The following is a 10,675-nucleotide window of genomic DNA, read 5'->3' as shown; positions in this document are numbered from 1 at the left end:
ACACGGGCCCGGCCGCTACAGGATCCTGGAACAGCGTCCGTGCCGAGCCCGCGAAAGCCGGACAGTTGGGGGGATTCCCCTATCGAACACCCTCTGAGAGCGGGGCCGGCTCCGGGAACGACGACACGGGACGACGGCGCCGAAGATGCCGAAGATGAGGCATCCGCCCCATGCGCCGGGCACGGCACGGGCCTAGCGTCGAGGCAGAACGTCGGACCGTGAATCGAGGCAGTCATGGGTGTCAGAAGCACACTGTTCGCGGTGACCTACGACCGGATGATGGCCAAGGCCGAGCGGCAGGGCCTGAGCGACCTGCGTCGCCGGTTGATCGCCGAGGCCGACGGCCGGGTGCTCGAGATCGGCGGCGGCACCGGGGCCAACCTCGCCCTCTACGGCGAGGGCGTCGAGTCGCTCACAGTTACCGAGCCCGAGCCGGCGATGGTCCGCCGGCTGGAGCGGCACGTCGCGGAGCGGGCTCCGCGCACCACGGTCCTGCGGGCGCCGGCCGAAGACCTTCCGTTCGAGGACGACAGCTTCGACGTCGTCGTGTCGACGCTGGTGCTCTGTGGGGTGAGCGACCAGCAGCGGGCATTGCGCCAGCTCGGCCGGGTGCTGCGCCCCGGCGGGCGGCTGCTCTTCCTGGAGCACATGCGCTCGGAGGACCCGAAGGTGGCCCGCCACCAGGACCGGATGAACTGGCTGAACCGGCTGGTGGTCTGCTGCGAGTGCAACCGTCCGACGCTCGACTCGATCCGGGCGGCCGGATTCGTCGTCGACCACGTCGAGCGCCAGATCTTCCCCGCGAGTCCGTCCTTCGTCGGCCCGGCCGTGCTGGGCAGCGCCAGGCTCCCGGCGGCGACCCCGTCCGGACGCGACACCGCCACGGCCGTGCCGGAGAAGGCCGCGGGCGGCTGACGGGGAGTGCGGCTCAGGAGCGGCGGCGCGGCTTTCCGTGTTTCGGGGTGACCTTCCTGGCGGTGGGCCCGCCACGTCCGCCGTCCGTGCCGTTCTTGGCGGTTGCGGCGCGGGCGGCGCGGGCGGCGTCGCGACGATCTACAGGGAGATCCAGCACACGGATCACGCGGATCGTGAGGGACTGCTCGACCGCTGAGAGGCGCCGAACACGGATCATCCATCAAGGAGTGACCTCCCGGCCTCCTCTTCCGTTCTCCAGGAACAACTCCGGTGTTTTCCACGCCGGTTCGTCCTGTTGCTGCGGAAGTCAGAAGGCACCCATGAACGTGACCGGCCTGCGAACCGGCACCGTCATCCCGACTCAGGACACCCGGCCCAGGAGAGATGTGCGCGTCCTCGTGGTCGGCGCGGGGTTCTCGGGCATCGGCGCCGCCATCCGGCTGCGCCAGGCGGGGGTGCGCGATCTCCTCGTGCTGGAGAAGGCGGCGCAACTCGGGGGCACCTGGCGGGAGAACACCTACCCGGGCTGCGCCTGCGATGTGCCATCGACGCTCTACAGCTACTCGTTCACTCCGAACACCGCCTGGAGCCGGCTGTTCGCCGGGCAGCAGGAGATCCACGCCTATCTGCGGGCGACAGCCGAGCGGCACGGGCTCGGCGAGGTGCTGCACTTCGGCGTCGAGGTGTGCGGAGCCCGGTGGGATCCGGTGGCCGGGCGCTGGCTGCTGGAGACCAGCAAGGGGCCGTATAGTGCCGAGGTGCTGGTCCTGGCCACCGGACCGTGGCACATCCCGCGCCACCTCGACGCCCCCGGGGTCGAGGAGTTCGGCGGGCCGGTGCTCCATACCGCCCAGTGGGACCAGAGCATCGACCTGACGGGGCGTCGGGTGAGCGTGGTGGGCACTGGCGCCTCCGCCGTGCAGCTCGTCCCGGCCATCGCCTCCCGAGCGGCCGCCGTGCACCTCTTCCAGCGAACCGCCCAGTGGGTGCTTCCCAAGCCCGACCTACCGGTGCCCGCCGCGGCCAACCGGCTGCTGGACCACCTGCCCCGTTCCCGCAACGCACTGCGCGCCGGGCAGTACGTGCTGCAGGAGGGCTTCGGCTACGCCTTCCGCCACCCGCGCCTCGCCCGCCTGCTGGAGACGGGCGCGCGTGCGCACCTGCGGCTCGCGGTCCGTGACCGGTTGCTGCGCGAGGCGCTCACGCCCACCTACCGACTGGGCTGCAAGCGTCTGCTGACCTCCAGCACCTTCTACCGGGCGCTCGCCCAGCCACACGTCCACCTGCACCCCACCGCCGTGGCAGCCGTTCGCGGCAACGAGGTCGTCGGTGCCGACGGCACGACCGCCCGGTCGGACGTCCTCGTCACGGCCACAGGCTTCCGCATGGGCGAGCCGCCGCTCGCCCGGAGCCTGTACGGCAGCGGCGGCCGGACGCTGCACGAGGCCTGGGACGGCGAACCGCAGGCGTACCTGGGGACCACCGTCAGCGGCTTCCCCAACCTCTTCCTGCTGCTGGGCCCCAACCTGCTCGGGGGCTCCACCTCCGCGATCACCGTCCTGGAAGCCCAACTGACCTACCTCACCGACGCCCTGGCCCACCTCGACCGCGACGGCCGGCGGGTCCTGGAGGTCCGGGCCGTCGCGCAGGCCGCACACAATGCGGCGGTGCAGGAGGCGTTACGGACCACCGTGTACAACTCCGGTGGCTGCACCAGCTACTACTTCAGCCCGAGCGGGCGAAACACCTTCGCCTGGCCCTGGTCCACCGGGCGGCTCATCCGACAGCTGAGCCGTTTCGACCCGGCCGCCTACACCTGCGACGTACCCGGGCCCGTACCGTCGCCTGCTACGGCAGCGCAGACTGGACGGCCTGGGTGACGAGCCGCGCCCCGGCGTCGGTCAGAAGAACACTCCGCACCGCAGCAGCACGTTCGCGTACGGCCGGGCTTCCCCGGTCCGCACCACCAGGCGCGCCCCCGCGCTCAGCTCCTTCAGCTTGTCGTGCGGCACGTACTCCAGCCCGGCGAAGGAGCCGGTCAGCAACCCGTCCGCGGCGGGGTTCGCCTCCCGGACCTCCTGCGCCGCGTGCGCCCCCTCGATCACCAACTCGTCGAGGAGCCCGGCCAGTACGTCCTCGAACGACGGGATCCCCGCCCGGAAGGCGAGGTCGACCACCCGGGGCCCGTCCGGAATCGGCATCCCCGCGTCACACACGAGCACCCGGTCACCGTGCCCCAACTCGGCGATGGCTCCGGCGAGATGGCGATTCAGAATCCCGCCCTTCTTCACAGCGCCTCGACCTCCTCGGCGGTGGGGAACGACTCCTGGGCCCCCCGCCGGGTCACGGCGACGGAGCCCACCCGGGCGGCGTACGCGGCTGCCTCCGCGAGCGATGCCCCCGCACCCAACTTCCAGGCCAGCGCGGCCGTGAAGGAATCACCGGCGCCCGTCGTGTCGACGGCCTCGACCTTCACCGACGCCACCCGTACGACCTTCTCGTCGGAGGACGCGACCAACGCACCGTCCGAACCAAGCGTCACTACAACCGACTTGGGCCCGCTCGCGAGCAACTCCCGTACCCATGCGGCGGGATCGTGGCCGGTGGCCTCGCCGCCCAGGATCATCCGGGCCTCGTGCTCGTTGACGATCAGCGGGTCGCAGGCCGCCAGGACCTCGGCCGGCAGCGCCCGCGGCGGAGAGGGGTTCAGCACGAACCTGGTGCCGGACGGCAGTTGCCGCACGACCTCCACGACCGACTCCAACGGGATCTCCAACTGCGCCGAGACCACCCGCGAGGCGTGGAACAGGGGCGCGGCGGCCCGGACGTCCTCCGGCGTGAGCCGCCCGTTCGCACCGGGCGACACCACGATGCTGTTGTCGCCCGACGGGTCGACGGTGATCAGCGCGACGCCGGTCGGGGCTCCGCCCACCAGGACGCCCTCGGTGTCGACCCCCGCGTTCCGCTGCGACTCCAGCAGCAGCCGCCCGTTCGCGTCATCCCCGACGCGCGCGAGCAGCGCCGTGCGCGCCCCTAGCCGCGCGGCGGCGACTGCCTGGTTGGCCCCCTTGCCGCCGGGATGGACGGCGAGGTCCGAGCCGAGCACCGTCTCTCCGGCCCCGGGCCTGCGCTCGACACCGATCACGAGGTCGACGTTGGCCGACCCGACGACCAACACGTCGTAGTCGTACATGAAACTCCCCAATCAGAAATCCGAAACAGGGCAGCCGGAGCCCCGCTTCCGCGGGCACTCCGGCCACCCCTTCCCCGTCTCAGCCGGTGAACCCGGCCACGGTCTCCTTCGTGACCACCTTCACCGGCACCTTGATGGTCTCCTCGACCTTCTCACCCTTGATCGCCTTGACCGCGTTGTCCACGGCGATCTTCCCGAGCTGCGATGGCTGCTGGGCCACGGACGCGTACAGCGTCCCCTGCTCGACCGCCTTCAGTCCGTCGGGAGTTCCGTCGAAGCCGACGACCTGCACGGACTCGCCGGCCTTGGACCCGAGCGCCTTCACCGCGCCGAGCGCCATCTCGTCGTTCGCGGCGATGACGCCCTGGACGTCCGGGTGCGCCTGGAGCAGGTTCGACATGACGTCGAGTCCCTTGGTCCGGTCGAAGTCGGCCGGCTGCTGCGCGACGACCTCGATCCCCGGGTACGCCTGGAGTCCCTTGGCGAAGCCCTCGGCCCGCTCGCGCGCCGCGGAGGTACCGGCCAACCCCTGGAGGATCACGATCTTCCCGCTGCCACCGAGCTTCTCGGCGATGCTTTTCGCCGCCTGCTCACCACCGGCGACGTTGTCGGAGGCGACCAGCGCGTTCACGTCGGCGTTGTTGACGCCGCGGTCGACGGCGATGACCGGGATCTTCGCCTTGCCCGCGGCCGCCACCGGGTTGCTCGCCGCGTCGGAGTCCACCGGATTGACGACGATCGCCCCGAGCTTCGAACCGGTGAAGTTCTGCAGTTGGTTGGCCTGCTGCGAGGCGTCGTTCTGCGCGTCGGTGACCGTCAGGTCCACCCCCAGCCGCTTCGCCTCGGCCTGCGCACCCGACCGGATCTGCACGAAGAACGGGTTGTTGAGCGTGGAGAGCGAGAGGCCGATCTTCCGAGTGCCGGACTTCGGATCGTTGTGCAGGAACGAGGTCGCACCCACGATCGCCACCGCCACGACGGCCGCGAGCCCGTAGGTGGCGACCTGCTTGCCCCTTCCGCCGCCGGGCGCCCCGATCGCCGTGGGAGCGGCCCCGGCCTTGCGTCGCACCGTGTCGAGCAGCACCGCCAGGGCGATGACGACGCCGATGACGACCTGCTGCCAGAACGCGGAGACGTTCAGCAGGTTCAGCCCGTTGCGCAGCACCGCGAGGATGAGCGCGCCGATCAGCGTTCCCGAGGCCTTGCCCGTGCCCCCGGCGAGGGAGGCGCCGCCGATGACGACGGAGGCGATGGCGTCCAGCTCGTACCCGGTGGCGGCCTGCGGCTGCGCGGAGGAGAGCCGGGAGGCCAGGACGACACCGGCGACCGCGGCGAACACACCGGACAGCGCGTAGATCGCGAGCTTCTGCCTGGGCACGCGCAGACCCGAGAGCCGGGCGGCTTCCTCGTTGCCGCCGATGGCGTACATCGAGCGGCCGATGTACGTACGGCCGAGGACGAACGCCGCGATGAGCCCCATGACCACCATGACGAGCACCGGCACCGGCAGCCACCCGCCGAGCGTGTCACCCAGGTGGGAGACCGAGCCCGGGAACGCGATCGGCGATCCGTCCGAGATCACCAGCGCCAGACCACGCCCCACCGACAGCATCGCGAGCGTCGCGATGAACGGCGGCAGCTTGCCGTACGAGATCAGGAAGCCGTTCACCAGACCGGCGGCCACACCCGTCGCCAGCGCCAGCAGCACCGCGACGACCACCGGCACTCCGTGCGCCGTGGCGCTCCACGCCAGCACGGTCGCCGACAGCGCGGCCACCGAACCGACCGACAGGTCGATGCCCGCCGAGACGATCACGAAGGTGACGCCGAAGGCGAGGACGGCGGTCACGGCCGCCTGGACGCCGACGTTGAGCAGGTTGTCGGTGGTGAGGAAGTCGCCCGACAGCGCCGACATGGCGATGACGAGGACGATCAGCGCGGTCAGCGCGCCGTTGTCGAGCAGCAGACGGCGCAACGCCGCGGCGCCACCGGCGCCCGTACCGCTCGTGAGCGTTTCAGCGGCCACGGGAGGCCTCCAGTTCGGTAGTGGGGTTGCTCACGGCCAGCGACATGACCGCGTCCTGCGTGGCCTCGTCGGCGGACAACTCGCCCGCGATCCGGCCCTGGGCCATCACCAGCACCCGGTCGCTCATCCCGAGCACCTCGGGCAGATCGCTGGAGATCATGAGCACGGCGGCCCCGGCCGCCGTCAGTTCGTTGACGAGCTGGTAGATCTCGACCTTGGCGCCGACGTCGATGCCGCGCGTGGGCTCGTCGAGGATCAGCACCTTGGTGTCGGCCAGGAGCCACTTGCCGATGACGACCTTCTGCTGGTTGCCGCCGGACAGCGTGCGCACCTGCTGACCGAGCCCCGCCATCCGGACGCCGAGTTGCCCGGCGATCCGCGCGGCGGAGTCGTGCTGACCCTTGAGGTCGACGATTCCGGCTCTGGTCGCGGACTTGAGGGTGACGAGTCCGAGGTTCTCCTCGACCGACTGGTCGAGCACGAGCCCCTGACCCTTGCGGTCCTCGGGCACCAGCCCGATCCCCGCGGTCATGGCGGCGCCGATGTCGTGCCGCTTCAGGGAAGCCCCGCAGACGCGGACCGTACCGCGGTCGTACGGGTCGGCCCCGAAGACGGCCCGGACCACCTCGGTACGGCCCGCCCCGACCAGCCCGGCGACGCCGACGACCTCGCCGGCCCGCACCTCGAAGCTGACGTCGTGGAAGACACCGTCCCGGGACAGTCCCTCCACGGACAGCAGCGCGGTGCCCGGCACCGCCCGCTCGCGCGGGTACTGCTGCTCGATGGACCGGCCCACCATCAGCCGGACGAGCTCCTCCTCCGGCGTGGAGGCGGGCACCTGTCCGACCGACTTGCCGTCCCGGATGACCGTGACCCGGTCCCCGAGGGCGGCGATCTCCTCCAGGTGGTGCGTGATGAAGACGATCCCGACGCCGTCCTCGCGCAGCGTGCGCACGATCACGAACAGCTTCTCGACCTCCTCGGAGGTCAGCACGGCCGTCGGCTCGTCCATGATCAGAACCCGCGCGTCCAGGCTCAGCGCCTTCGCGATCTCGACCATCTGCAGGCGCGCGATGCCGAGTTCGCGCACCCGCGCGCGGGGCGACACGCTGACGCCGACGCGCTCCAGAAGCTCCGAAGCGTCCGCCTCCATCTTCTTCCGGTCGATCATCCCGAACCGGCGCGGCTGGCGCCCCAGGAAGATGTTCTCGGCGACCGTCAGATCGGGGACGAGGTTGAACTCCTGGTAGATGGTGGCGATCCCGAGTCGCTCGGAGTCCTGCGCACCATGGATGCGGACCTCCTCACCACCGACCAGGATGCGGCCCTCGTCGGGTGCGTGGGCACCGGAGAGCATCTTGATCAGGGTGCTCTTTCCCGCGCCGTTCTCACCGAGCAGCACGTGGACCTCGCCCCGCCGCAGGTCGAAGTCGACGCGGTCCAGTGCGACCACTCCGGGGAAGGTCTTCCGGATGCCCTCGATGCGCAGCAACTCGTCCGCGTTGCTCACGACTGGCTCCTGTTCGTTGCGGGGTTCTCGTTCGTCGCGTTCTCGTTCGTTGCGGGGTTCTCGCTCGTTGCGGGGTTCTCGCCGCACGAGCGGCGAACGACGAGACGGGCGGGGAGCGTCACGGATCGCGGCGCCCGCCCCTCGATGCGGTCCACGAGCGCGCGCACGGCGGCCCGGCCCAGCTCGCCCGTGGGCTGGGCGATCGCGGTGATCGGCGGGTCCGTGTGCACGAACCAGCGGATGTCGTCGAACGCGGCGAGCGCGATGTCGTCCGGCACCCGCAGACCACGGGCGCGTACGGCGTCCAGGGCGCCCAGCGCCATCAGGTTGTCCGCCGCGAACACGACCTGCGGGGGCTCGGCGAGGTCGAGGAACCGCTCGGTCGCCCGCCGGCCGCTGTCGGCCTGGAAGTCACCGTGGCCGATGTACCGGTCCGGCAGGTCGAGGCCGCACTCCTCCATCGCCTCGCGGAACGCCTCCACACGCTCCCGCCCGGTCGTGGTCGCCGCCGGCCCGGCGATGATCGCCAGCCGCCGGTGCCCCAGCCGGTGCAGGTGCGCGACGAGATCCCGTACGGCACCCCGCCCGTCCGCCCGCACCACCGGCACGTCGACGCCGGGGATCCACCGGTCCACGAACACCATCGGTGTCCCGGCCCGGGCGGCGTCGAGCATGAGCGGCGACCCGCCGTCGGTGGGCGAGACCAGCAGCCCGTCGATGCGGCGGTCCAGAAGCGTCCGTACGTGGTGGTCCTGCAGTTCCGGCCGCTCGTCGGCGTTCCCGATGATCACGCTGTACCCCAGCGCCCGCGCCTCTTCCTCGACGGATCGTGCGAGCTCGGTGAAGTACGGATTCAGCACGTCGCTGATCACGAGGCCCAGGGTGTGGGTCTGATCGGTACGCAGCGACCGCGCCACGGCGTTGGGCCGGTACCCGAGCGACGCAACGGCGGCCAGCACCCGCGCCCTCGCGTCCTCGCTCACCGAAGGGTGCTCATTCAGGACACGCGAGACAGTGGCGACGGACACGCCTGCCTCGGCGGCGACGTCCTTGATGCTCGTCACAGCCGTCCCACCTCCTCGTGGAATCGATTACATCAACGCGTTCCCACGATTGGAATCGATTACATGCCCGCAGGGCAAGCCTTGAGCCGGTGGCTGAAACCTGATCGTGATGAATGCCGCGCCGATGGAATCGCCGTCACCGTGCGTGACGGTCCGGCCGGTCCCGTTCCGGCGTGTGCGGGGGAGCCGGACCCGCCGATCGGCCACCCGCAGTGGGAGCCGGGCACGCAAAAGGCCAGCCCCAGGCCTCTGGCCTGGGGCTTTGCTCATGATCTGGCGCCCACGTGGCCAAGGCCCTCAGCCTCTGCCACGCGGACGTGCGGCGCATGTGGCCGCCCGTCGTCGACGTGCGGCTAGATGTTCGATCCGCCGCCGGAGGTGTTGTTCCACCAGGCGCTGTAGGCGTTCAGCGAGTACCGCTTCTGCGCGCCGCTGGTCGAGGTGATCTCGATGCCGAACTGCATCGTGTCGAAGTCGGTGTTGCGCAGGAGGTTCTGCGACGCGGCCCATCGCCAGACCGCCGAGGCGTCGATGGTGCCGGTGTTGCTCTGCTGGGCAGGGATGAGCTGCAGGACGTTCCAGCCGGGATCGGCCTGCCAGACCGACGCGTACTGGATGCCGCCGATGGTCACGTTGGACGCGATCTGCCGTCCCCAGCCGCCTGCCGTCCCGGACCAGCTGGTGAAGACCATGATCTCGTCCTGGTTGCCGGTCGACCAGAAGTCGCTCGTCCAGTTCCACCAGTCACTGCCGGAGACGGGGGCCGACGACGTGTTGAACCAGAAGCCCGCCGAGTTCAACTGCGACAGCGGCGTCCGGGGCCGGACCGAGGTGTTCGGGTAGGACTTGATCCCGCCGCCGGAGTGGCCGGCGTCGACGTACCAGGACTTGATGCTGTCGACGGTCTGGCACTGCCAACCGGCGTTCTGGCCCCAGATGTTGTTGTAGATCGTCCAGCTGCCCTGGGTGTACTGACCCCCCTTGTCGCAGGTGGAGTACACCTGGGCCTGAGCCGGAGACGCGAAGCTCAGGAACCCGGCGATCACGGCGACGACAAGGACCAGCCGACCGGACCCGGCCGACTTGCTGCTGATGGATTTACGGGTGTGCCATCTCATGTGTCCCTCCAAGGACGGCGATGGGTTGTTCCGGACTCCCCGGTCTGGTGGCGGGGTCCGGCGCGGCGAGGTGTCGCTCGCCGGCGGGTCCGGGCTCGGGACGGGCGCGGCTCAGCCCCGTCCGAGGTGGCGCGCTCAGGAACTGCGGGAACGGTGCTCGGTCCCCTTGCTCGCAAGCACCGGGCTCGCCGGATGCAGGTGCGAAGGGTCGAAGCGCTTGCGTCTGTGGACAGTAATAATGACGGGGACTCAGCGCAGCAAGGCTCTGTGCAGGGGGACACACTTCTTTCACCTGCTGACTGTCGAATCGCCCTCGAAGGACTGTCGAATCGCTTTCGACAGCATCGGCCGCGCGCGCCAATTGGCCTTCACGGAACTGCTGCTGGCCTTGGCGGATGCGGCGGAAGGTGCCGGGGCAGGTGTCGACGTGACGGGTGAAGAGATTCCCGAGGTTGGTGGGGGCGGGAAAGCTCGGACGGCGGGGATGCAGGACAGTTGGGCCGCAGCGACGTTGCCGGTACTGCCCGTCGAAAGTATTGACACGCTATTTGTGAGCGTTAACACTCTTGTAACAGGCGGGCGGGCGGGCGCCGCGCCTGCGGTAGCCGGCTGGAGCCGAACAGCCCTTGTGTGCGGATTCCTTGGCCGCTGCACTCCCCGTTCTCTTCTCTTACACACCGTGGAGTTCGCCATGCCGGCTCGCCCCTTCAGTCGCCGTGCCATGTTCAAGGCGACCGGCGTCGCGGCCGTGGCCGCCCCCCGGCCCCCCCCCCGGGGGGGGGGGCGGGCCCGCCCCCGCGCAGTCGGGAGGGAGGCGCGGCCAGGGGGGGGGGGGGGGGGCGAGAGAGA

At 70.5% G+C, this 10,675-nt stretch carries 8 protein-coding genes; 2 read left to right on the top strand and 6 right to left on the bottom strand.

Annotated features, from left to right (window positions below; translation table 11 throughout):
• Positions 1-261: 261 nt before the first annotated feature.
• Together ACFV4G_RS41370 and ACFV4G_RS41365 are read left to right on the top strand one after the other, a co-directional pair.
• Complete coding sequence (locus ACFV4G_RS41370) at positions 262-915, top strand: class I SAM-dependent methyltransferase (protein ID WP_380448416.1); 654 nt, start codon at positions 262-264, stop codon at positions 913-915.
• Between the two features lie 320 nt (positions 916-1,235).
• Positions 1,236-2,795, top strand: a complete 1,560-nt coding sequence (locus ACFV4G_RS41365; protein ID WP_380448414.1) for a flavin-containing monooxygenase — start codon at positions 1,236-1,238, stop codon at positions 2,793-2,795.
• 21 nt (positions 2,796-2,816) lie between these two features.
• Here the strand turns inward: ACFV4G_RS41365 and rbsD are convergent, their stop codons facing one another.
• From rbsD to ACFV4G_RS41335, 6 genes are all read right to left on the bottom strand, one after another.
• Positions 2,817-3,206 (bottom strand): D-ribose pyranase, encoded by a 390-nt coding sequence (rbsD, locus tag ACFV4G_RS41360; RefSeq protein ID WP_380448412.1) that lies wholly within the window; start codon positions 3,204-3,206, stop codon positions 2,817-2,819.
• Positions 3,203-4,108 (bottom strand): ribokinase, encoded by a 906-nt coding sequence (locus ACFV4G_RS41355; RefSeq protein ID WP_380448410.1) that lies wholly within the window; start codon positions 4,106-4,108, stop codon positions 3,203-3,205. The genes rbsD and ACFV4G_RS41355 overlap by 4 nt, the downstream gene beginning before the upstream one ends.
• A 79-nt stretch (positions 4,109-4,187) precedes the next feature.
• Positions 4,188-6,134 (bottom strand): substrate-binding domain-containing protein, encoded by a 1,947-nt coding sequence (locus ACFV4G_RS41350; protein WP_380448408.1) that lies wholly within the window; start codon positions 6,132-6,134, stop codon positions 4,188-4,190.
• The gene (locus ACFV4G_RS41345; RefSeq protein WP_380448406.1) at positions 6,124-7,644 is read right to left on the bottom strand and encodes a sugar ABC transporter ATP-binding protein; all 1,521 of its coding nucleotides are present in this window, start codon (positions 7,642-7,644) and stop codon (positions 6,124-6,126) included. Before ACFV4G_RS41345 ends, ACFV4G_RS41350 begins: the two co-directional genes overlap by 11 nt.
• Entirely contained in the window at positions 7,641-8,708 is a 1,068-nt protein-coding gene (locus ACFV4G_RS41340) for a LacI family DNA-binding transcriptional regulator (RefSeq protein WP_380448404.1), read from the bottom strand. The genes ACFV4G_RS41345 and ACFV4G_RS41340 overlap by 4 nt, the downstream gene beginning before the upstream one ends.
• Before the next feature lie 353 nt (positions 8,709-9,061).
• Entirely contained in the window at positions 9,062-9,826 is a 765-nt protein-coding gene (locus ACFV4G_RS41335; protein ID WP_380448403.1) for a hypothetical protein, read from the bottom strand.
• Positions 9,827-10,675: the final 849 nt, after the last annotated feature.

The organism is Kitasatospora sp. NPDC059747, from assembly GCF_042732955.1.
Taxonomy (GTDB): domain Bacteria; phylum Actinomycetota; class Actinomycetes; order Streptomycetales; family Streptomycetaceae; genus Kitasatospora.
Note: the sequence above shows the minus strand (reverse complement) of the source record. Positions and strands in the feature narration are given on the sequence as shown.

What these genes read in the sequence shown, in the direction of transcription:
- ACFV4G_RS41335 (WP_380448403.1), bottom strand. Translation starts at nt 9,826, where the DNA reads ATGAGATGGCACACCCGTAAATCCATCAGCAGCAAGTCGGCCGGGTCC.
- ACFV4G_RS41355 (WP_380448410.1), bottom strand. Translation starts at nt 4,108, where the DNA reads ATGTACGACTACGACGTGTTGGTCGTCGGGTCGGCCAACGTCGACCTC.
- ACFV4G_RS41365 (WP_380448414.1), top strand. Translation starts at nt 1,236, where the DNA reads ATGAACGTGACCGGCCTGCGAACCGGCACCGTCATCCCGACTCAGGAC.